Here is a 21,581-nt window from a genome sequence, read left to right as displayed (position 1 = left end):
TTCGGACTTGCGGGTCAGGACCGTGGGGCGTACACCGCATTTCGGACAGCAATGGATCATCCGGCATCCGTCAGCCGGCAAGCCATTCCGATCGGCATGCGCTGGCGCGATGTGACGCTCGGTTCGCATCGGCTTGGTGGCATTGGTTCTTCTTCGCTCAGCCTGAAAAGCCGGAGCAGGCTATCCTTGCCAATCCAGACGCATGATACGGCGGTGATCCCGCGGAGATGGGCGCGGAGGCTTACGCTGATTTCTCGCCTCGATCCACGATCCGGCGACGGTCCACGGCGTGATCGAGGACTACAGGGCCGGGTTAGGCATAGACCGACAACATGACGAGGACGACCGAGCCGCAGGCCACGAGCCGGTCTCGGAATCCACCTCGATATGGCAGATGTGGCTGGCGAAGGAGACGCCGGCGCCGTGGGCGACGAGCTCACTGTGGCCGGCGATCGGTCCGCCGGTCTCCCCGACGCGGCGTCCTCCAGCGACAGCGGCGAAAGGTTGCCGTGCGTCGCGCCCCTGGCGATCGCGTGGCCCTTTTCCCAGGCCAGGTCGTCGACCGGGATGTCCCACGTCTGCGTGGCGCGGTCCCGCAGGATCTTGATGGCGCTGCGGGCGGCGGAGATCGCCGCGATCGAAGACGAGAAGGCGCCGCGGCTGCCGTCCGTCATATCGTTGTAGCCGAGGCTGGAGGTATCAGCGACCACCGCCTTGACCTGCGCATAGGGGATACCGAGTTCCTCCGCCGCCACCAGCGAAATCGAGGCGCGAGCCGCCGATGTTGCGGGCGACGTTGATCAGCGCTGACGCCTGATTGGTCTTTGCGCAGGGAGACCGACGTAAGCCGCGGTCGAAATAGGGATGATCAGGAACGCAGTCCGATCATCAGGAAGACGCGCCCAAAAGGCAAAAAGTAGTAGCTGGCGTCGGGGTGAGCGACGTCATATGCCATAGGGCGAACGTAGCCACCACATACCCGCAGCATGGCGATGCCGCCCGGCATTATCGAGAGGCCCGACAGCGTCCCCTGTGTAGGCCAATGCCGTTTGTTGCAGCTGTGGCATGATCTGCGTTGTGCTGAACATGACGGCGCCGACTGCCATCATAACCAAGAAACATGCACCAAATTGGCGAGTGAACAGCAGGCGTATTTCGACGGTCGGATCGCCGCGGCCAATATCCCAGAAATGACTGCAAACGTCGTGATGAAGCTCGACACGAACCAGCCGTTGCGTTGGCCTTGGTCAAGGAGGATTACCGCTCTGCAATTCCAGTCGTCTTAGTATCACGGCGGCTCGCCCGAGCTCATCAACGACGCGGTCCGGTTTGGTTGGAGTCACGGGAACAAACATCGCACGTGGGAGTTGGGGCGGTCTGTTCGTATTGAGACTTTCATAATCTTGGGAGGGGATATGTCACGTGTCTTCAACCTTGGCTTGCCGGCGCTGCTTGGCGCCGCCGCGGTCACGCTTACCGCTGCTTCCGATCCGCTGCCGCCAGATCTGACCTATCGTCCATTGCCAAGCCTGCCCTTTTCTGCGGTGAAGGAGAATGACGAAGCGCAAAAACCCGCCGTGATCGAGCGGCAGCGCAAGTTGCTCGAAAGCCGTTACAACCTGGCGGACCGGCCGATGCGGGGCGTCATGATGTCGGGCGGCCGGAAAGTGGTGCAGGAGGGCGTCAGGGTCAAACTCCCGGCAGGCGAGACCTGGGACAGCCTGGCCGCCAAGACTCCCCAAGAAATCCGCGACCGTGGTTTGTTGCCGAACGGCTTCCTGCCGCTCCCGCACGTCAAGCAGGCGACCGGAGGCCAGGTCTTTCCGGAAAACCAGATCAGAGAGATCGGCGCCGATGAAGGGCGCGATCTGCGGCGCTTCGACGTCGATTTCGACCTGCCCGACTATCTTACGCCGGAATTTCCACCTCCGATATTCCTCACCACGCATCCCGAACTGGGGGATGTGTCGCGCGGTGATCTGCTGACGATCCGCAACTTCTACGAATATATGAACGGCATCATCACACCCGTACAAATGGAAGGACTGCGTCTGCTGCTGACGCCCTTCCCGCAGGAGGAATTCAATCAGACCGAGGACAGAAAGGTCGCGATGCAAAGCATGGGTGTGGCATGCCTCGACTGCCATGCGAATTTCCATACCAACGCAGCCTTTCACCTGACGCCGGACGTCCGGCCACAAGCCGAGCGCTTTCGGCTCGACACAACCAGCCTACGCGGCCTGTTCAATCAGCAGATTCATGGCTCCAAGCGCTCGCTGCGCTCAGTCGAGGACTTCACGGAATTCGAGCAGCGCACCGCCTACTTCAACGGCGATCACGTGAGCGCCACCCGCAAAGGGGTGAATCTGCCCGACCGCACGAACCAGGTGGCGATGATGGCGGGATGCAGAATATCATCGATTTTCCGCCGGCGCCGAAGCTCGACCCGTTCGGGCGGCTTGACCCGGCCACCGCAAGTGCGCAGGAGCTCAAGGGCGAGCAGGTGTTCATGGGCAAGGGCCGCTGCGCCGAGTGTCATGTTCCAGGGTTGTCATTCATGGACAACAACATGCACGACCTGAAGCTCGAGCGGTTCTACAAGATCGGCGAGACCTTCAACGACCAGGTCGCCATACCGGATGGGCCGATAAAGACCTTCACACTGCGCGGGATCAAGGATTCTCCGCCCTATCTGCATGACGGCCGCCTAATGACGCTTGGCGATACCGTTGAGTTCTTCAACTTGGTGCTCGGAACGAAGCTTGACCAGCCGGAAAAGGATTCACTCGTGGCTTACCTGCTCACTCTCTGAACGAGCGAAAGAGCCGCTGCCGGGGGCCCGCCTTCGGCGCGGAATGGAGGACACTCATGCGTGCTGCCGCAATCACCTTCGCCGTGGGGCTGTCGCCTTGTTGTGCGATGGCGCAGATCGGCAATCCGGCCGGCCTTGCTCCCGACACGAGGATGGAGAAGCCCGGAGTTCCAGCGCCGAACCAGACGAATTATCAGGATCGGCTTTTCGCCCAGCTGGTCACGGCTGGCGGCAGGGCCGAGGTGGAACTGGGTCGGCTCGCGGCCGAAAAGACAAGCCATGATGGGGTGAGCGCATTTGCAAATCGAATGGTCGAAGATCACGACGAGGCAAATGAACAGCTGAAATCCGTCGCGGACAAGAGCGAGATTCCGCTTCCCGAAGAGCTCGACCCTGATCATAAGAAAATCCGCGCTGATCTCGAAAAGCAGGACGGCGTCGCGTTCGATCTTGCTTATCTGGCTGCGCAGATCCTCGACCACCAGAAAACAGCGCAGCTTCTGGCTTGGGAGATTGGCTCCGGCGAAGATCCAGAGCTCCAGCACTTCGCCTCAGACAACCTACCAAAGGTGCTCGAGCACCTCGATATGGCGCGCACGCTGCACGCGGAACTGGCGGGACAAGCCTTGCTCGCAGCGGAAGCGCAAAAGAGCAAGTAAACTGCCGGCCACATCTGCAACGTGAACAGTGCTTACGATTGCACGCGAGCCGCCAAACGCGTCAATCTTAGCTGTTGTGGCCATTCGGCGAGCTCCGCCTGTCAAACGGCCCTTTAATTGCGGGTGGTTGTCAATCCGGATCTCGCACTGCCATCGCCGGGGTCATGGTCCTTTCCGAGGTCGAGTGCCTCATGATGATGTTCGGGTCGGGCGCCTCAACGTTTCCAACGAGATGCAGATGAACTGCTGTCAGCCGTTTGACCGAGGTCGCCGCAACCACCGTCCCGGCGGGGGACATCACGAGTTCCGCAAAGGGCCCGCGATTGGGATCGAGTGCGGATCTGTTACGCCATCTTTTCGCTGCCCCACTCGAAGCTGGTGCCGTCGACCCAAATGCAATGAAGCAGAACCGCGATCTTCCGTGCGACCGCCACCTTTGCCTTCTTCAAGCCGATCCGCCTCGACAGACGCATCCCCCAGGCTTTCAGCGTGGACCATTTCTTCGTCCGGTGCAGGAGGACACTGGCTGCTTCGTAGAGATAGGTTCGCAACAGTCGATCGCCCCAGCGTGAGACGCGGCCATTGATATCCGTTTCGCCGTCGTCTTCACGAGCGAGATGCCGGACTTGCCGATCGAGCTTCTCCTGTTCACAGCAGACCTGCTCGTGGACAGATAGAAGGGCCTGAACCAACGACCGAAGCGGATGCCCGTCAGCAACCAGCTCCCAAACCTTTCGCCGGAACTGTGACCCAATCGATCGACTGAACTGCAGCCCGTATTCCTTCAGCATGGACCGTGTCTGGTTTTCGAGATCGCGCCGGATCTCAACAAGTCTTGACCGTGCGACGAGCATGGATCTGGTGGCCTGACTCTCCGCGCTTTTGACCTTCACTTCCCGATACCAACCGACGTGAACCAGCTCGGCCAGGCCGCGGGCATCGTTCTCATCACTTTTGTTCATTCGAACTGAAGTGCCGCCTTCGCATGCCGAGCATCAATGCAGACGACCGGCAATCCGACCCGCTTGAGCTCATGCCAGAGCCAGCTGGACATGGCCCGTCTCGAATCGGATGCGCTCGGCGTGAGGTGCCCGTTTGCGGAGCAACTCGGTCAGTGCTCCCGGATCGGACTTCACCTTCCCTTGGAAGATAGGCCTTCCAGCATCATCGTCGACGCAAACGCTGGTCTCTCGCTGCGACACATCCAATCCGACATTGCTTCAGCCTTAGGATGGCTGGCGTATATTAGAAGCCTCTTGAAGAAGACACTGCCCGCACCAGAATCCATGGCATGGCTCGGGGAATAGGCATTGGTGACCAAGTGGCGATTACTGCCACGGTTCGAAGGCGGATAACAGAGGACCGCGTAAGCGTCTCTATCCCAGGTTACGAGTTCCCACATTCCATCATCGACCACACCAAGGTGAACCGAGGCCAGCAAATTGACCTGAAAGGCGAGGTCACGCGCATCGACGAGGACACCGACGGTCGACCTCGGGCCACTAGTCACGGTCGACCGTGACAAGCGAGAAATATCGGCCGCCAAAACGACCAAAGGCACTTGTCGATGCCCCGGATTAGAACCGACAACATCGCCACAGGCTATAAGGGCAGGCCGCATGACGGGCCGGTAGAGGACGAATCGAAGCACTTTATCTACTGCCCAGTCTGCGGCCAAACGTTCGACGCGCGCGATCTTGGACAGGTGTTCCACCACGCTGAGCCGCAGCACGAGCCGCTTCCGGTCGAGCAATAGTCCACTAGTTGAGCTCCGGCGGCAAACCGACGTTGAGACCCTTCAGCGCCAGCGACGTACGTTGGATGAGAAAAGGGTGCTGCGTGCACCGCGCCTTCCCCGCGCGCCGATGTTCCACCTGGACCGCAAAAAGTCCCGCCGCACTGCCAGAACGGCGGGACCGATCAAACGCTTTGCACCAGGCGGGGGGATGCGGGGGGGTTGGGCTTGCCAAGTGAGCGCGGACCGTAACCAACCCTAAGCGCAACAGCGGCAACGCGTCCACCAACCGCCGGTTGGAGCGACAGGACGATTGACCCGCCGGCAGGTCAGGTCATCCCGGGTCGCTATCGCTCGCAACCAGACGGTAGCGGAAATTGTTGCGGATGTGGTCGTTGAAATAGCGGCCCTTGGCGAACGCGGCCCGGAACGCGGCAAAGGTTTCCGGCGGTACCCCCTCAAACTCGTACCGTTTACCGCTGGCGACGAACCACACCGAGAGGGTCCTTCTATCCAGATCATATTCCATCTTGCGGATCGAAGTAGATGGCATGAGCACCACAGGCCGAGGCCCGCGCCCTTGCGGGGAGCGCGGGCCGATCGGGATACCGATCTGCAGCAATACCTGGAGGGGAGGGTTCGCTGCGTGCACCGAACTTTCGCGGCGGTCCCGTGTTCCCAATCGAGATACACAAAAAGGTAGCTGCACCTTTCGGCATCACGCGCACGTTGGATTTCTGAGAAAGCGCGAGCGTCAATACTAACAATGCGGCTGGTCTCGAAGAAGCCGCCCATGACATTGCCGCTCAGGCGTCAGCCAAATGGGATTAGTTGCGCAGCATACTCATCCGGCGTGGGAGGGACACATGCCGATCCACCGAAAAGCTGAAGAGGCAGGCGTCTTCAATCCATCCGAACTCGCGTTGCTGGGCCGCGTGTTCGATCGGCTCAAGTTCGAAGGTCAATCTGAACAGCGGCGCGAAGCGCTGGCGTCTTGTATCCTTGCAAACTACACCGCTGGAATTACACACGAGGAAGAACTTGTTTCAACGTCGAAACTACCGCTGGCGCGCTAGGGAGTTGGCTCCGCCATTGTGTGGCGGGCCAGATCCCGCCGCGAAGGTGCGCCTGGCTTTTTGGCGTTTGCGGGCGTGCGCTCGTCAATCTAGAAACGTTGAATGTACCGCCGTCGGGCCTTTGCCCGCACCAGGACAGACCGACGGGAAGACGTATCGGCTTGTAAGCCCAGCGGCCCGCCCTTTTCCACGGCGTCGGCGGCGTCATCGTCGAGACCCACCGCGCGAACGCAGCAAGTTCTGACAGGCCGCAGGATCGGCATTTCCAAGGCCGCCGAGGCCGAATGGCGGTTCGGCTGCGCGGCTCGGAATATTTAAGTCGAAGGTTTTCATCCTGCGCATCGCGCCGCTGAGAACAACTTTCGATAGCGACTGATTGCTGCTGTTCGCGCCGGTCTGGAACCCCCGGGCCGCCTTCAACGTTGTTGGGCATGGCTGACGATCGCGCAAATCATCTGCTGGGCGTTGCAACCACCGCAAAGATCGGCAGCCATCCGATTCACCCCATGCTGATCCCTTTCCCGATCGCATTGCTCGTGTCGGTATTCCTGTCGGATTTAGTGTTTTGGTCGACCGGCAATGCATTCTGGGCCGAAGCATCCTTCTGGCTGCTCGGCTTTGCCCTGTTGATGAGCGCCGCCGCGGCGCTGGCCGGCTTTGCCGATTTTCTTGGAAATTCAAGGGTGCGGTCCATCAATGCCGCGTGGCACCATATGGTCGGCAACGTCGTGGCCGTGGTGCTGGCGCTGGCCAGCTTCATCCTGCGCCTAAGCGCCGGTGCCGCCGAGGGCGCCTTGCCCTGGGGCCTGGCGCTGTCGACGATTGTCGTTCTGCTGCTCCTTTATACCGGCTGGAAAGGCGGGACGCTTGTCTACGAACACAGGGTAGGCGTCCATCCCGAAGAGGGTGAGGACGTCAACTCCCGCCCGGAACTATCCCGATAGGGTTGACGAATGGCCGACCTGCCGGGAGCCGTCGTCGTGGTCACCGGCGTTGTTTCGTGTCTTTGGGATTCGTCAAATACCAGGGAGACACCATGAGTTTTGAGTTGCAGAGCCAAGGGCTGGCGCAAGGCTCAACGCAAGCCAGTTCTAAACCGTAGCCTGTGGGAGGAACTGGAAGCCCTCGTTGCCGGCCGCGATATCACCTGGGAACGGGTGCGTGGCCACAATGGCGATCCATTGAACGAGGAGGTCGACCGGTTAGCCAATGAAGCTGCTCGGTCGGCTAGGTTCTCATAAAATGCTCATTGCTGTCGGATTGGCGTTCGCGTCCATTGTTGCTTTAGCCAGGCTGCCCAAGTAAACATCGCTCCCCGGGCCGCATCGTGTCCCACTCAGTAAGTGACTGTGACGACGACAGTGTCGGTGTAAACACCGGCCGACGGCATGGCCTGCGGAGGCACCCGGCCATAAACGGTCAAGGCTGGGGTGTCCGGTGCCAGTTCCCGTCACCATGCTGCCAGCCATCGACGCATCACCCCAAGGCTGAGTTCGGGCAATGTCCTTGTAGAGCCCGTAAGTCAAGGTTCCGCCCCCTTTGACATTTGCGGCTGCGGGGGTGAACCGGCGGTCGAGGCTGCCCAGTTCCGGCATTTCGGCGATCAGGCTGCGGGCAACGACAGGACCGACACCCGGCACGGAGGAAAGCAGCTTTTCGTTGACCCGCCAGACTGGGGACTTGCGGATATGATCGTCCATGCCCGCATCGAGGCTTGCCAGCTCACGCCGAAGCGCGACGAGCAGCCGGTGGATGCTCTTTTGCGCCTGTTTCGCGATGACCGTGCGAGCACGGTTGTCCTCCGCCACAATCATCTGCACGATCTGACGCCGGCGGGCGACGAGCTCGGCCAGGGTCTCGGTTTCGGCGTCGCGCAAGGGCCGCAATTGCGGCTTGGTCGCAGCGATGAAAGCGGCAATGACGGCAGCATCGATCGGGTCGGTCTTGGCCCGCTTGCCGAGTGCATTGGCATAGGCGCGCACCTGCGCCGGATTGACCACAACAATCGCCAGGCCGGCGCCTGCCAAGGCGGCGACCGCCAGTCTCTCGAAGCTGCCTGTCGACTCCAATCCGACAACGGCCGGCGAAAGGGCTGCCAGCCGCCGAACCAGATCCTCCACCCCGGCGTGGTCATTCTCCACCGAGAACGCCTCGCCGGACGGCAAAACATGCACGTCGAGCCGATCCTTGGAAAGGTCGATGCCAACAATGATTTCCATCTTGTCCCATCCTTGCCTAATCGGGCTTCGCTTGCGGCCCAGGCGACTGTTCGGGTTCGATGGAACGGCGGACGAAGACCCTTGCTCTGTCACGGGCTCAAAGGCCCAAAGAGGGGTCGGTCTCCCGTCCGCCACCGCACCTGCCTTCATAGCAGAGTCGGCAAAAAACGATACACGTTGGCCTCCTTGGCAGCCGCCTCAAAGGCTGACGACCTCTTGGGGGAAGACTCTGTCCTCGAACGCGTCCACGCAGGATTGGACCACCTTGGTCCACTTCGGGCCCTTTGTGTCCCACCCATGAGTTCCTCGGCGGCTCCCTCGACGTGGCTGACCCCATTGCGAATGCCCGGACGTTTCGTCTTCACGTAGACCGGTGGAGAGAACCAGAGAGGACCCATAAGGGGGAACTTAGAGCGGCAAGAGCCCGCTGACCAACCCCGCTTTAGCCGCAGCTAAGGGAACGATGTAGGCCCTCGCAGGTTTAGAGGTTGCAGCGGGATTCTTCGTGGATGTGCAGCCGCTGTAGGGGGGTCCGTCGCCTCCCCTTGCTGGCGGCGGGCTCCTTTCGCGAAGGCGGTTTTGGTCAGAGACACCTAGAACCTTATACCGCATCCAATTTAGCTAGTTGTCATTGGGGGGAGTAATGTCCCCTCCTCTTTTGCAGCAGCCAGGAACGCCTTGCGGGCCTCCTCAGGTTCCATCTCGTCGAAAATCACGGCCATGCAAACGCGCACCGCGAGGTCCCAGCAGGGGCCACGCTTGGTCCACTTCATCAGCTCCTCGCCGGCTGTCTCGGCGTTGTTGACGTTGTGGATGATCCCGGGACGCTCGGTCTTGACGGGGACCGGAGGGTTGAACCAGTGGAGAGCCATGCGGTCACTCTTTGTCGACCTTATCAAGTTCCTCCAGCAAATACCTTTGCTCAGCCCGCAGTTCCCGTTCTACATGCAGAGTTAGCAGGTTGCGAAGGTAATTGCGGATTACCTCTGACTGGTGAAAATGGCGCAGGACGGCGCGCTTCCATTGCGATGCCACAGCGGCTGAAGTTGGCTGACAGCTACTCGCGACAGTCGAAAGCCACGCAGAGGCCCATGGCAGTTGCTGCCTCGACGATCGCCTCGGTTAGTTCTTCGTCGGAGGGCACCAAATAAGGCGCAGTCTCCCGAGCTTCGCGTAGTGCCGCTTTGATCGAGACGGTGTCGCCACGGTCCGTCGCGGATGGTGCGAAGGCCGAGTTCGGCGCAGCCGCGGTAGGCGCCCAGGGCATGCAAATTATGCGAGGTCGCACGAATAAGATCGAGGCGAACCCCGTCCTTGCGCCGGTGCGAGGAGCACTCAAAGCCTGCCATGAAAAAACTGGCGAAGCGCGAAGCTTGCGGAACCGGAGCCTCCACCTGGTGCTCGTCCCTGCGCCCCACTTCGCTCATTCGAAGTCTCCTTTCAGCAGTCGGCTTCGAACTCGGCCGCCTTGTTAGGACCGGGAACCGCGTTGGCGAAATACCGCATCCAATCGGGCGCGCGCCATCTTCGTTGCTCAGTCCAGCTCGTCCTTGCGTGGCCGGGTAATGCCGAACCGATTGGTCGAGCCTTGTTCCTGTGGTGGACCGTCCGGAGCTGGGGGCGAATGAGGAACAAGGGGGGCCGTGCCAAGTTCGGGGCGATGTACCACCGCCGATCGACTCGAGCGGCTGCTCAGCAACAAGAGAGGCACGGGATCACATGACCGTTCAGATTCGACTTTCCGAGATCGACCACGCCAGGCGCGAGGATCGTGGCGACGGCGCTTGGAGCATCGCACCGGACTTGGGCTATTTGCGGCTAGCAATCGTCAATGTCGTGTTCTTCGGCGCACCGGGCAGCGGAGATCGGAACTGGGTGCTGATCGATACCGGGTTGCCGACGTCCCGCAGCAGCATTCTTGCGGTCGCGGAAAGGCGGTTTGGCACGAACGCACGGCCGGCCGCGATCATCCTGACCCACGGCCATTTCGACCATGTGGGAACGGTTCTAGACCTCGCAAATAAATGGGACGTGCCTGTCTTCGCGCATCCACTCGAGCACTCCTATTTGGACGGAACCGCATCCTATCCGCCACCCGATCCCTGGGTCGGGGGTGGACTGATGGCGCTGCTGTCGCCGCTTTTTCCACGCGGGCCAATTGATCTTGGCAACCGTTTGGAACTCTTACCTGCCGACGGATCGATCCCCGGAATGCCCGGATGGCGATGGTTACACACACCCGGGCACGCGCCTGGGCATATCTCGCTCTGGCGCGAGAAGGACCGTTCGCTGATCGTAGGGGACGCTTTCATCACCACCGGTCAGGAGTCAGTCTATGAGGTCGCCGTTCAGGATCTTGAGATGCACGGTCCGCCGCGCTACTTCACGCCGGACTGGGATGCGGCGGAAAGATCCGTGAAGCACCTGGCTGCCCTGAACCCGCAGATGGTCATCAGTGGACACGGTGCGGCTGCTGCGGGAGTGGGCATGCGTCACGCTCTTGACAGCCTGGCTGAGCGGTTCAGGGTGTTCGCCGTCCCGCCGAAATTGAAATTTGTGCGCGAGCCGGCGGCAGTCCAAGGTAGCTGAGGCTAACCGAGCCGCCGTCGTTCTGAAGTATGGTCAAGTTGGGCAGACTCTATTTCTCGAGCCGGTAGAGTTACCCGTCGGGTCGTGCCCCCTACCGTCGCCGACAAACTCTGACAAGCGGAACAAACCCGGAAGGCGCCGGGTTAGGGCGTTCGATCGGCGCAGGCGACAGCGGCCAAGCGCCCCGAAGTTCTGCGTCAGGAGAAGACGTCAGATGGAAAAGAGTACCCGAGGACGCGCCCTCTCCGCCGGCGAGCCGACCGGCAAGAAGTTGTTCGAGCCCACACGCGTCGGCATCCGCCGAGACTTGGCTTCGATTCGCTCAACCGTGGAGGAGACCAAATGGCAAATCTGGGAAGATTGGCGATCGCCATGCTTGGCGTTCTGGCATACCAAAATCGCGACAAGCTCTGTGAATTGATTCCGGGAGCGGGGTATCTTAACCCAAACGACCCGCAACGCAGAATTCTGGCTCAGATAACGAATGGCGTGTCGAGGGCTGACCTTGGTGAGATCCTCGACCGGTTCAGGGAGGTGGGGGCAGGATCGAAGGTCGACTCGTGGGTTGGCAGCGGGCCAAACCAACCGATCGAGCCAAGGGACGTCGAAGCGGCAATGGACGAAGGTACACTCACGTCCATTTTGATGCACACGGGTCTTTCGCGCGACGAGCTAATCAGAAGGATTGCGCGGGATCTACCCGAGACAGTCAACGAGATGACGCCGAATGGTGAATGGCCGCCTGAGCCGACACAAGGCTTGGATAAGTCGACCCTGCTCGACAATGTATCGTAGGGGACGCAGCCAGGAATGCAGCCGGCCAAGGCGAGATCCAGTACTCTACACCGGGGAATCCAATTGCTCGGACGCACCCAGTTGGACAGCCCGCCAGCCGCAAGTTACCGGCCTTGGGAAGGCTCGTCGGTCGTGTCCCATCAGGTGGTGTAGCTCGGCGGTTACGAAGCCGCTCGCGAGCGCGCCGTCAGTAGCGAGTGGGGCGGCCGAGGTCGCGGGGCAGCGGTGGTCCAAGCATCGGGGGCTTGGGCTTGATCCCGGAATAGTCCTTAGACAGCCTTTCAATTGCCTCCGTGGTTGGCTTCCGCTCAGTGTTGTAAAGCTCGTCAGCCTGCTCTTTGATGCGCAGCGCCGGTCCCTGCAGCGCCATCATGGTGACGCCTAGAACGGTGCCGGAAGCAACAGCTGCAATGGCGACAATAATGCTGCGCTTGAAGCGCACAGCGCGGCGAGGCGAGGCCCGCAGCTGCAGCTGTTCTGGATCGAGTTTCGGTGTAGCATCGGAGCGGGGAGTATCCGTCATGGACCGCATCCCGTTCATCGAGATCTCCAGCCCCACACGATCTGAGAAGGCGGCCGGGAGATGGGGCAGAAGTCGGGTGCTCCGCGTTAAGTGAAGCATGCGGCAACGGAGGCACGCCTTGCGAAGCTCGCCGGTCACTGTCGTGTCATGTTCCCGTAGACCTCCGGAGTGCGCCACCGTCCGCCCCACTTGGTTTGTCTTGGCGGGGCGGTTGCGGCAAGCGCGTCGGCCGACAAAGCGTCTGTTGAACTGCTACGCCCAGAATACATCGCCATCGCAGCGGCAGCGCAGGGCGGCAAGCGGCACCGCGACAAGGAAGCGGTCTGCCCACCATCAGGTTTCCTCCAAGCCCAGCTCCAGGGCTCGGCCGGACTTTGTCTCCCCACCTACCTTGCTATTGTGCAATGCGGCAGCGATATTGCTGCGTATGCGTTGCGCGGATCGAGGTCCATTCGGGCATCACAACCGGAGGCGGCTCGATTGCGAAAAAAATCCGATACGTCGCATGTATCGCCGCGTTGTAAGCGCGATATGCGTCACATACTCCCAAACGTAGCGGGTCGAACCATCTGCAGACGCTGGCCGAGTTCGGTACCAAACCCGGCGCGTTGGGGGCCACGTTTTATCTTCCCGATGAACTGCCCAAAGGCGCTCCGCTCGTCGTCATGCTGCATGGCTGCACCCAGACTGCGGCAGCGTACAACCGTCACTCCGGATGGTCGCGACTTTCGGACGAAACCGGGTTCGCCCTGCTCTTTCACGAGCAGCAACGCGGCAACAATCCAAGCCTCTGTTTCAAATGGTTCCAGCCTGACGACGCCAAGCGCGGTTCGGGCGAGGCGCTTTCGATCCGCCAGATGATCAAGACGATGGTCGTCACCCACGGTATCGACCACGGGCTTTTCGGCTGGAGGCGCAATGGCAGCGGCCATGCTGGCGACATATCCGGAAGTATTTGGAAGGCTGTGCGATATTGCCGGCCTGCCCTACGGCAGCGCAACGACACACCGGACGCGTTCGATAGAATGCGTGGACATGGCGGCCCGTCGGAACAGGATCTGCAACGAACTCCGCGGCGCGTCGCATCATCGAGGACCGTGGCCGAAGATCTCAATTTGCCACGGCACCGCCGACCAGACGGTTTCGCCTTCCAACGCCGAAGCGCTCGCGAGCCACTGGCGGGAGGTCCATCGGGCAAAAGCGCTAACGCATCTTTAGGCTGCCGGCCAGCACGCAAAGCAAGTTTGGCGTGATGGCGCGGGAGAAGTCTTGATCGAGGTCAACATGATCGCTGGGATGGGCCACGGTACACCGCTCGGCAACGGCCTCGGCGCTCCGGGACCCTTTATGCTTGATGTCGGCATCTCTTCCACTCAGGAGATCGCGCGGTTCTGGGGCATCTTGGTAACGGAGAAGGGTGTCTCCACGACATCGAGGCCAGAGTTGCCTGCTCGCCAGCACGTGCCATCCCGTTTGGAGATACCAGCTATGGAAAAGGCGAAGACGGCGTCCTCGGAGTCAACCGCCACCCTCCAGTCCCCGCGTACTAACGCATCGGGCCAGCCGGGCGTGAAGAACCTCATCGAGCACGCCCTTCGGACAGCGGGCCTTATGCGCTAACCCAAGCGAGCGCACCGCCCCCACACGTCGTCCCTGCTTCCCCGCCAATAATAATGCGGCCCTTCGACCGGGAAATTTGGACCGCGTGATGGAAGCCGTCTCGAAGACCTCGGGCCTATTTGCAAGCACACTGTTCAAGGCCGCGATATGAACGCAACCCAGTGCAGTATGTTCGACGGCAATTTTTCAGCTTGCTGCCGCCGATCGTTTGAAGATGATGGTCACCTTCGTCCCTTTGCTAGCGCTAGAGTCGACTGCGAACTGCGCCTTGGCGTTCTCGGTCAGCGAGCGCGCGATCAGCGCTCCGAGCTTGCCTGGCTTGGGCCACGTCTCGCCTTCCGGCAGGCCGATTCCGTCGTCCGCCACTATAACCCGGCAGCCGTCGCCATTGACGATGCTGTGCAGCGTTATCGTGCCGCCGTCGCGTCCCCGGAACGCATGCTTTAGTGAATTGGTCAGCAATTCGTTCACGACCAGTCCCGCCGGCATGGCGACGTTTATTGACACGGGATATGTATCCACCTTCATATCCAGGCGGATCCCCTCGACTGCGTGCGAACTCATCACCGCGGACGCGATCTGGCTGAGATAGACGCCAAGATCGACCTCCTCCTTCGGCTCGTCGGCCGTTAGCGTCTGGTAGAGGATCGCCAGAGCGTCGACGCGACCGGCGAGCCGCTCAAACCGTCTCCGGTCGGCCTCGGTTGCGTTGCGGCTTTCCAGCCGGATCAGTGCAGTGATCATCTGCAGGTTGTTCTTTACCCGGTGCTGCAGTTCGCGTAGCAGCGTGTCTTTCTCGCTGACACGCTCCTCCACCGAGCGCTCATCTCCCGCCTCGCCATGGGCCGATACGTCGACCAGCGCCACCAGCCGGAAGCACATCTTGCGGTTGTCGTCCTCGATCACGTTGGAATAAACGTCGACGATCGTCGGCTTATCCTCGTTGCGTTCCAGCCTGTAGGTGCCGACTAAATCGGTTCCCTCGACCACGGCCTCGGCAAGCGGCCGGTCCTTCTGCTCGTGGAGGCCTTTGCCCAAAAGGGCTGCCCAGTTTTCCCGGGTGAGCCTGGCGGCCATCAGGCCTGAGAGCTTCTCGAATTCGGGATTGGCGTAGACCACACGCTCCTCAGCGGCAAGGTCGGAAACGGCTATGGCGATCGGCACCTGGTCAAGGAATTTTTTGAACTGTTCGCTTTCCAGTGCGGTTGCAAGCTCAGGTGTATCCAGCAACTGCTCGACCGCCGCGGGCTTCTCTGAATCAGATGTCATTTGCGCGCCTGTTCCGTGCGTACAATATCAACAATCCAGCGCCCCCGCCATCGCCAAAGCTGGACACTGCATTTTCATGCGCCGCGTATAGGCCTCGAGGAACAAGTCGCCAGTCAGCTGGACTTCATGCGGGCCGAGAACCATAGCGTGAATGCGATCACGCAGATGACCACCGGCCAATTGAACCAGCTACCTGAGCATCACGATAGCTTATCTATCTTGGCCCGGCCCTGCCCCGGCCTTTTCAGACGTGCGCTGACGCGATGGTCGAGCCATATCGACTCGCCTACATCGTATGTTCACGACAGCGGAAATCGCCTGTGGGCAATGCAACCAGGCAGATCATCGAAGATTGCCCGGGACATCACGTCGCCGAGGGAAACCGGGCATCGTATTCGCATGCTGATGCGCGAGGTCAACCATCGCGTCAAATCAGTATTCGATCATCATTTCGATCCGCGAGACCAACAAGCGGGCCGAAAGCCCGGCCGCATTGGAAGCGCATTGTGTCACACATTTATGCCACTCCTTGTCAGGCTGACTTGGCCGCTGGCAGTGCCGAAGATATTTGGGCCGGCTGCAGTGTCGACCGTCTCCGCTTCGGCTATGAAGGAACTTGCAAGCCGTCCCTCGCAATTGCGGTCCACCTCAGCGGAATCGGGCTTACTTGTTCCGTCGGCGCTGCTTCGCTCCAGCTATAAAGAGGTATCGGTGCCTGCCGGAATCCTAGCCGGCGATGGTGACCGCCTGCTCGATTCGAAGGGGCAGGCCCACCGCCTTCATGCTGATGTGCCAGGTTCGCTGATTCATATCGTGCAGAATTCCGGTCACATGGTGCACCACAGCGCGTCCCAAGCCGTCCTTGCCATGATCCATACAGTGGTCGCCACGGCGGGAGCGAACGATGAAGCATTGCGGCGCACCCATGACTAGCCCCCCGCAACGCTACCGGTGCGACTCGCGGCTTGCTGCAATCGATGCGTGCCTTGCCGAGCTGCGCGGCAAACAATTTAGACCTGAGCCAAACATCCTTGTTGCGGTGTGGCTTCAAATGCGTACCGAACGTGGAGCCGCTTGCATGTAACCAAATTGCCGGCTCGGCGTTTCCTTCGACGCCGTTGCAACGGTCCCGCCCACCAACGCAAGCTTACAGAACACGAATTAGCGAGGCGATAGCTTCTTCCACAAGTATAGACTGGCAAATTCATGGGTCGTAATTTTCTGGTGATTGAACCTGAGGAAGGCATTGCCGTGCTCAAGGGGCTTGCCTCCTCGGCGCGTATCTCGATGCTGAAACTGCTGCATGAGAAGGGGCCGATGAATGTCAACGAAATCGCCGCCGTGCTGTCGCTGCCGCAGTCGACCGTCTCGACCAACATCCAGGTGCTGGAGGATGCGGGGCTGATCCGCACCGAGCACCTGAAAGCGAAGAAGGGCAGTCAGAAAATCTGTTATCCGACGGCGGAAGAAGTGCTCGTCGTGTTCAAGAGCGAATATCGTGCGGTCAAGAACGACGCGATCGAAGTGTCGATGCCGATCGGGCTCTACACCGGCTTCGAGGTTACCGCGCCCTGCGGCCTTTGTTCGCCGGACGGCATAATCGGTCTGCTCGATGTTCCCAACACTTTTCTCGATCCGGACCGCATGAAAGCCGGGCTTCTATGGTTCACCCGCGGTTTTGTCGAATACCAGTTTCCCAATAATGCCAAGCTCGCCAATGCCGAGATCACCGAGCTCGAAGTGGCGATAGAGCTGTCTTCGGAAGTGCCGGGCACCAGCGCCGATTGGCCCTCGGACATCACGCTGACGATCAATGGCGTCGATGTCGGCACCTGGACGTCGCCGGGGGATTTCGGCGACAAGCGCGGCGTCTTCACGCCGTCCTGGTGGAAACTCAAGGGTTCGCAATACGGCAAGCTTAAGAACTGGCGAATTGCCAGTGACGGCACCTATGTCGACGGCCTCAGGATTTCCAAAACCGGCCTCGCCGCACTCGATCTGAAGAGCCATCATTCAATCCGCGTCCGTATCGGCGTCAAGGACGACGCCAAGCGCCCTGGCGGGATCAACATTTTCGGCAAGGGCTTTGGAAATTACGATCAGGACATCCTGCTCAGGATCAAAACCGGTTGATATCATCGATCCCGGTTTGAAAAATAGTGAACCCAATTTCAGCTGCTTCCTTTCATCTAGCCAACTCGCATCCAATGGTCAGACTTGCGGCTATCTTGTCACCGGCGCTGAGAAACCGATTGGCACGACTGGTCTCACCGAGGAGTTCGAAGAGAGAATTTAAATGTATTATCTGACGACCAGCTTACCTTGATCCATTTTATACTCTCAACCTGCCTCGTCGCAGGCTTCGCCGACTGCCTACGTCATCCGCCTGGGACATCTAGCCCATCCGTTATCGCTTGACGACCATTGATCCGAAACGGCGACTGGCAGCACCATTGTGATGAGCGAGCTTAATCTGTGCCTTTCTTGGGTTTTGTCGGCGTCCGTCGGCAATGCGACCTGGACGAGGTGGGTAGCCCAGCGGCTACGATTGGATCACGTTCTCTAGGCTACTCTGGAAAGTATGTGCCGATCCAAGTCGCACTTGGCCAAGCCATATCGCCAGCGGTGGTTCGTCGTCTCGCGTCTGCTCTGGTAGAACAAAGTCAATTGCCGGCCTTCGATCATTACGGTCGAATGGCCATTCTCGCCGGGCTCACCAGGGTCGAGAACGGGGCCAACGGAAACGTAGGGACCCTTGACGTCATCGGCGATGGCGAAGAAGACGCGCTGCCGGCTGCCGCGCGGACCTTCGGGGAGGAAGCAGGTGGCGTTAAGAAGCACACGACCGTCCGGGAGCTCGACGAGCTGCGCGCCTTCGATCCCCCATTCGTAATCCGGGTGTTCGCGCGCATTGTGATGCGGCACGTCGAGATGATCGAGTATTTTGCCGAGACGTTTCCATGGCCCGAACCAGGAATCGGATTGGCTGCGCGCCAGATAGACATCAGGCTGGGGCACCCTGGTGAATTTGGGCATGCCTGAATAGACGATGTAGCGCTTGCCGTCGACGATTGCCGGATGGGGATCGTAGATGCCGTCCTCATCGGTGTCGGGCAGCGACAATATCGCCGGATTGAGCACCACCCAATGAAAGCCGTCATTGGAGACCGCGTGCTCGCACCGTCCGCCGGACTTCATGAATTCGGTCTGGATGAACATATGGAAGACGCCGCACTCATGAATGACGCCGGGCGCCGCAATGCCCGATCCGGTTACCGGCAAAACGATCGCCTCGTGCTCTGTCCAGGGTCCATAAAGATCCGGCGCTGTGGCGTGGAGGATTTTCCAGCTCTCGGTTGTGACGGTGCCGCTGGAGCCGAAGACGTGCCAGAGCGTGCCATCGAACACCGGACAAGGGTCCTTCAGATCATCCACCGCCTGCGGGTGAAACAGTGGAAAGACGTTGGTTTCAAAGTCGATCTTCATTCGCAAGCATTCCCGCGATTGTTTCGCGGACCCCTTTCATTTGGACCGTCTGCGTGACTCAGCCGAATCGATTCGCAGCCCTCATTTATAACTCCGCCCATGAACGGTTGTTGAACGATTGAACGATTTCAACCGTTCTGTGGCAATGCGCCACATTTTGGGTGAGGTCACGCACGGCGCGGGGCTTCAGCTTCTGGAGCGGCCATCATGTCAGCCGGATGCAGGGTCGTTCGGCTTGACCTTCTCTCTTGAGCCATGGCCGGAATGGAGCGGACCGCTGGCCTCGCCCGAGACAGTTTGGAACTATGGAACAACTTACTGGGATGAAAGTTATATAGATGGCTGCGAATTTCGTTCGAAGCTGCCTCGACTAACGTATGTTAATCGAGGCAATTTCTAATTGTAACGAAGGATTTCTATATGGAAATGGCGGTGGGCACCCCCCTAAAACCAAATACCACCGTGCAGTCGTCAATTTTACTTTGCTTTTCCCACCTCCGATGGAATTTTGTATTCCAAAGACCGCAACAGATTCTGACGCTCGCCTCAAAACAGCAGCAGCTAATTTATTTCGAAGAGCCGATCTTCGACGAAAGGCGCCACGCTTCGACGCGGGTGAACGATGTTTCACCTACGATCAAAATTGTGACGCCGCTGATCCCAGTTGGTACTTCCGCGACCAGGGCGAACGCGATCCAGCGCAGGTTCGTCGATCAGATCCTCGCCTCCACGCCGCATGACCGATTGACGACCTGGTATTACACGCCCATGGCGCTACGCTTCAGCCATCATCTCGCCTGTGACGTCTGCGTCTACGACTGCATGGATGAACTCTCCGCGTTCAAAGACGCTCCCGCAGAGTTGACGCAGTTGGAAAAGGCGCTGTTGCAACGTGCCGATGTCGTCTTCACGGGCGGGCAGAGCCTTTACGAGGCCAAGCGAAGCCTGCATCGTTCGATCTTTGCTTTTCCAAGCAGCATCGACGTTGCACATTTCCATCAGGCGAGAGAGCCGGGTGAGGACCCACTCGACCAGGCCAACATACCTCACCCGAGAGTGGGGTATTTCGGGGTCATTGACGAGCGGCTCGACGTCGAATTGGTAGCGGAGACGGCTGCAGCAATGCCGGACGTGCAATTCGTCATGCTCGGCCCTGTGGTCAAGATCGATCCGGCGAGGCTGCCCACGGCAAGCAACCTGCATTGGCTGGGCGGCAAGTCCTATGCCGACCTGCCACGCTACCTCCGGCATTGGAGTGCCGGCTGGATGCCTTTCAAGCTCAACGAGGCGACCCGCTACATCAGCCCGACCAAGACTCCCGAGTTCCTCGCGGCAGGACTGCCGGTGGTTTCGACAGCGATCGTCGACGTCGTGCGCACCTACGGCGCCGAAGGCCTTGTCGACATTGTCGACGCCGAGGATGTCGAAGCCAAGCTTCGATCCATCCTGGCGCGTCCTCGCGATTTCCTGGTGGAGAAAGCCGACGCCTACCTCGCCGATATGTCCTGGGAGAAGACCTGGAATGCGATGGCGGCCCACATCCAGCGCGCCCACGCGATGAAGAGCGTCGTGCCGTTGCTGAGGGGAGCGTTAGCATGTTCGACTGGCTGATCGTCGGCGCCGGCTTCGCCGGCAGCGTGCTGGCGGAACGCATCGCATCGCAGCGACAAGAAAGCGTCCTGATCGTCGACAGACGAAATCACATCGGCGGCAATGCGTATGACTGTTATGACGAGGCAGGGATCCTGATCCACCGCTATGGGCCGCACATATTCCACACCAACGCCCAATCGATCGTCGACTACCTGTCGCAGTTCACCGAATGGCGGTCTTACGAACACCGCGTGCTGTCGCTGGTCGACGGAAAGCTGCTGCCGATACCGATCAACCTAGACACCATAAATCGCCTTTACGGCCTTAAGCTGACATCCGAGCAGCTGCAGGAGTTCTTCGCTTCCCGGCGAGAGACGGTGGAAGAAGTCCGCACAGCCGAAGACGTCGTCGTGAGCACCGTGGGCAGGGAGCTCTACGAGAAATTCTTCCGCGGCTACACGAGGAAGCAGTGGGGTGTTGACCCTTCCCAGTTGAGCAAATCAGTCACAGCGCGGGTGCCAACGCGGACCGATCGGGATGATCGCTACTTTGGCGACACTTTCCAGAAAATGCCGGCAGGCGGGTATACGCGCATGTTCCAGCGCATGCTGGATAATCCCAAGATCAAGATCATGCTACAGACCGACTATCGTGAGATTAGCGACAAGATTCCGTTCCAGCGGATGATCTACACCGGGCCAATCGACGAATTTTTCGATTGGAAGCTGGGTCGCTTGCCCTACCGCTCGCTGCGCTTTGAGCACGTGACGCTTGATTGCGAGGAGTTTCAGCCGGTCGCCGTCGTCAACTATCCGCAGACGGAAAACTACACCCGCATCACCGAGTACAAGCATCTGACCGGACAGAAGAGTCCGAAGACCAGCCTGACCTACGAATACCCCTCGGACATCGGAGATCCCTATTACCCGGTGCCGCGGCCCGAAAACGAGGCGTTGTACAAGAGCTACGAAGCGTTGGCAGCGGCGTGCCCACAGGTCTGGTTCGTCGGACGTCTGGCGACATATCGCTATTACAATATGGATCAGGTCGTCGGGCAGGCTTTGGCGACGTTCGCGCGCCTTCAAAAGAGCATGCCGGTAAACGGCATCGGGCAGATGCCGAGGCAGCGCGAGGCGGCGGAGTGAACGATGCGCCGGGATTAAGCTGCATTCGCGGTGACCATTAACATTTGAGATGGCGCAAAG

General features: G+C 59.9%; 18 protein-coding genes and 6 pseudogenes. 13 read left to right on the top strand and 11 right to left on the bottom strand.

Going from position 1 to position 21,581, the window contains the following annotated elements; translation table 11 throughout:
- Positions 1–360: 360 nt before the first annotated feature.
- Positions 361–776, bottom strand: a pseudogene (locus tag NKH71_RS12995) (molybdopterin cofactor-binding domain-containing protein); the annotation flags it as partial.
- Positions 772–1,187: pseudogene (locus NKH71_RS33470) on the bottom strand (DHA2 family efflux MFS transporter permease subunit); the annotation flags it as partial. The pseudogenes NKH71_RS12995 and NKH71_RS33470, both read right to left, overlap by 5 nt.
- 228 nt (positions 1,188–1,415) lie before the next feature.
- Between NKH71_RS33470 and NKH71_RS12990 the strand changes: the two are divergent.
- Together NKH71_RS12990 and NKH71_RS12985 are read left to right on the top strand one after the other, a co-directional pair.
- Positions 1,416–2,812: pseudogene (locus NKH71_RS12990) on the top strand (cytochrome B6).
- 56 nt (positions 2,813–2,868) lie between these two features.
- Positions 2,869–3,471 (top strand): DUF4142 domain-containing protein, encoded by a 603-nt coding sequence (locus tag NKH71_RS12985; RefSeq protein ID WP_352895080.1) that lies wholly within the window; start codon positions 2,869–2,871, stop codon positions 3,469–3,471.
- Between the two features lie 344 nt (positions 3,472–3,815).
- Here NKH71_RS12985 and NKH71_RS12980 read toward each other — a convergent pair.
- The 3 genes and pseudogenes from NKH71_RS12980 to NKH71_RS12970 form a co-directional block, all read right to left on the bottom strand.
- A pseudogene (locus tag NKH71_RS12980) lies at positions 3,816–4,679 on the bottom strand (IS110 family transposase).
- Entirely contained in the window at positions 4,604–5,203 is a 600-nt protein-coding gene (locus NKH71_RS12975; RefSeq protein WP_198030478.1) for a hypothetical protein, read from the bottom strand. The pseudogene NKH71_RS12980 and the gene NKH71_RS12975 overlap by 76 nt, the downstream one beginning before the upstream one ends.
- Positions 5,204–5,540: 337 nt before the next feature.
- Positions 5,541–5,759, bottom strand: a complete 219-nt coding sequence (locus tag NKH71_RS12970) for a KTSC domain-containing protein (RefSeq protein ID WP_023722567.1) — start codon at positions 5,757–5,759, stop codon at positions 5,541–5,543.
- Positions 5,760–6,072: 313 nt separating this feature from the next.
- Here NKH71_RS12970 and NKH71_RS12965 point away from each other — a divergent pair, with 313 nt between their 5' ends.
- The 3 genes from NKH71_RS12965 to NKH71_RS12955 all read left to right on the top strand — a co-directional run bounded on the left by NKH71_RS12965 (position 6,073) and on the right by NKH71_RS12955 (position 7,523).
- Positions 6,073–6,282, top strand: a complete 210-nt coding sequence (locus NKH71_RS12965; protein ID WP_352895078.1) for a hypothetical protein — start codon at positions 6,073–6,075, stop codon at positions 6,280–6,282.
- A 431-nt stretch (positions 6,283–6,713) separates the two neighbouring features.
- Complete coding sequence (locus NKH71_RS12960; protein ID WP_023722565.1) at positions 6,714–7,226, top strand: DUF2231 domain-containing protein; 513 nt, start codon at positions 6,714–6,716, stop codon at positions 7,224–7,226.
- Between the two features lie 99 nt (positions 7,227–7,325).
- The gene (locus tag NKH71_RS12955; protein WP_084643096.1) at positions 7,326–7,523 is read left to right on the top strand and encodes an RNase H family protein; all 198 of its coding nucleotides are present in this window, start codon (positions 7,326–7,328) and stop codon (positions 7,521–7,523) included.
- Positions 7,524–7,618: 95 nt separating this feature from the next.
- On the opposite strand, the pseudogene NKH71_RS33465 reads toward NKH71_RS12955, so the two are convergent.
- From NKH71_RS33465 to NKH71_RS12940, 3 genes and pseudogenes are all read right to left on the bottom strand, one after another.
- Positions 7,619–7,823, bottom strand: a pseudogene (locus NKH71_RS33465) (spore coat protein U domain-containing protein); the annotation flags it as partial.
- 24 nt (positions 7,824–7,847) lie between these two features.
- Positions 7,848–8,501: pseudogene (locus NKH71_RS12945) on the bottom strand (IS110 family RNA-guided transposase); the annotation flags it as partial.
- Between the two features lie 617 nt (positions 8,502–9,118).
- Complete coding sequence (locus tag NKH71_RS12940; RefSeq protein ID WP_352484679.1) at positions 9,119–9,373, bottom strand: DUF982 domain-containing protein; 255 nt, start codon at positions 9,371–9,373, stop codon at positions 9,119–9,121.
- Between the two features lie 847 nt (positions 9,374–10,220).
- Between NKH71_RS12940 and NKH71_RS12935 the strand changes: the two genes are divergently transcribed.
- Both NKH71_RS12935 and NKH71_RS12930 read left to right on the top strand, forming a co-directional pair.
- A complete protein-coding gene (locus NKH71_RS12935) occupies positions 10,221–11,090 on the top strand; it encodes an MBL fold metallo-hydrolase (RefSeq protein WP_352846253.1) in 870 nt (289 codons plus the stop codon).
- 342 nt (positions 11,091–11,432) lie between these two features.
- Positions 11,433–11,885: a YidB family protein gene (locus NKH71_RS12930; protein WP_023722560.1), complete on the top strand. Its 453-nt coding sequence runs from the start codon at positions 11,433–11,435 to the stop codon at positions 11,883–11,885.
- Between the two features lie 187 nt (positions 11,886–12,072).
- Here the strand turns inward: NKH71_RS12930 and NKH71_RS12925 are convergent, their stop codons facing one another.
- Positions 12,073–12,426 (bottom strand): hypothetical protein, encoded by a 354-nt coding sequence (locus NKH71_RS12925; protein ID WP_245278762.1) that lies wholly within the window; start codon positions 12,424–12,426, stop codon positions 12,073–12,075.
- A 647-nt stretch (positions 12,427–13,073) separates the two neighbouring features.
- Between NKH71_RS12925 and NKH71_RS12920 the strand changes: the two genes are divergently transcribed.
- Both NKH71_RS12920 and NKH71_RS12915 read left to right on the top strand, forming a co-directional pair.
- On the top strand, positions 13,074–13,661 hold the full coding sequence (locus tag NKH71_RS12920) for a PHB depolymerase family esterase (RefSeq protein ID WP_502900357.1): 588 nt from the start codon (positions 13,074–13,076) through the stop codon (positions 13,659–13,661).
- A gap of 16 nt (positions 13,662–13,677) precedes the next feature.
- Positions 13,678–14,028, top strand: coding sequence for a hypothetical protein (locus NKH71_RS12915; RefSeq protein WP_023722557.1), 351 nt, complete (start codon positions 13,678–13,680; stop codon positions 14,026–14,028).
- Between the two features lie 186 nt (positions 14,029–14,214).
- Here the strand turns inward: NKH71_RS12915 and NKH71_RS12910 are convergent, their stop codons facing one another.
- Positions 14,215–15,297 (bottom strand): sensor histidine kinase, encoded by a 1,083-nt coding sequence (locus tag NKH71_RS12910; protein ID WP_352895076.1) that lies wholly within the window; start codon positions 15,295–15,297, stop codon positions 14,215–14,217.
- A gap of 147 nt (positions 15,298–15,444) precedes the next feature.
- Here NKH71_RS12910 and NKH71_RS12905 point away from each other — a divergent pair, with 147 nt between their 5' ends.
- Positions 15,445–16,230: an alpha/beta fold hydrolase gene (locus NKH71_RS12905; protein ID WP_352895075.1), complete on the top strand. Its 786-nt coding sequence runs from the start codon at positions 15,445–15,447 to the stop codon at positions 16,228–16,230.
- 273 nt (positions 16,231–16,503) lie between these two features.
- Complete coding sequence (locus tag NKH71_RS12900) at positions 16,504–17,430, top strand: ArsR/SmtB family transcription factor (protein ID WP_352515867.1); 927 nt, start codon at positions 16,504–16,506, stop codon at positions 17,428–17,430.
- A 429-nt stretch (positions 17,431–17,859) separates the two neighbouring features.
- On the opposite strand, the gene NKH71_RS12895 is transcribed toward NKH71_RS12900, so the two are convergent.
- Positions 17,860–18,783: a glycoside hydrolase family protein gene (locus NKH71_RS12895; protein ID WP_023717098.1), complete on the bottom strand. Its 924-nt coding sequence runs from the start codon at positions 18,781–18,783 to the stop codon at positions 17,860–17,862.
- A gap of 420 nt (positions 18,784–19,203) precedes the next feature.
- Between NKH71_RS12895 and NKH71_RS12890 the strand changes: the two genes are divergently transcribed.
- On the top strand, positions 19,204–20,394 hold the full coding sequence (locus NKH71_RS12890) for a glycosyltransferase family protein (RefSeq protein WP_352494314.1): 1,191 nt from the start codon (positions 19,204–19,206) through the stop codon (positions 20,392–20,394).
- Positions 20,379–21,521, top strand: coding sequence for a UDP-galactopyranose mutase (gene glf, locus NKH71_RS12885; protein ID WP_352494315.1), 1,143 nt, complete (start codon positions 20,379–20,381; stop codon positions 21,519–21,521). The genes NKH71_RS12890 and glf overlap by 16 nt, the downstream gene beginning before the upstream one ends.
- Positions 21,522–21,581: the final 60 nt, after the last annotated feature.

The sequence above is a fragment of the Mesorhizobium sp. M0983 genome, from assembly GCF_040318975.1.
Taxonomy (GTDB): domain Bacteria; phylum Pseudomonadota; class Alphaproteobacteria; order Rhizobiales; family Rhizobiaceae; genus Mesorhizobium.
Note: the sequence above shows the minus strand (reverse complement) of the source record. Positions and strands in the feature narration are given on the sequence as shown.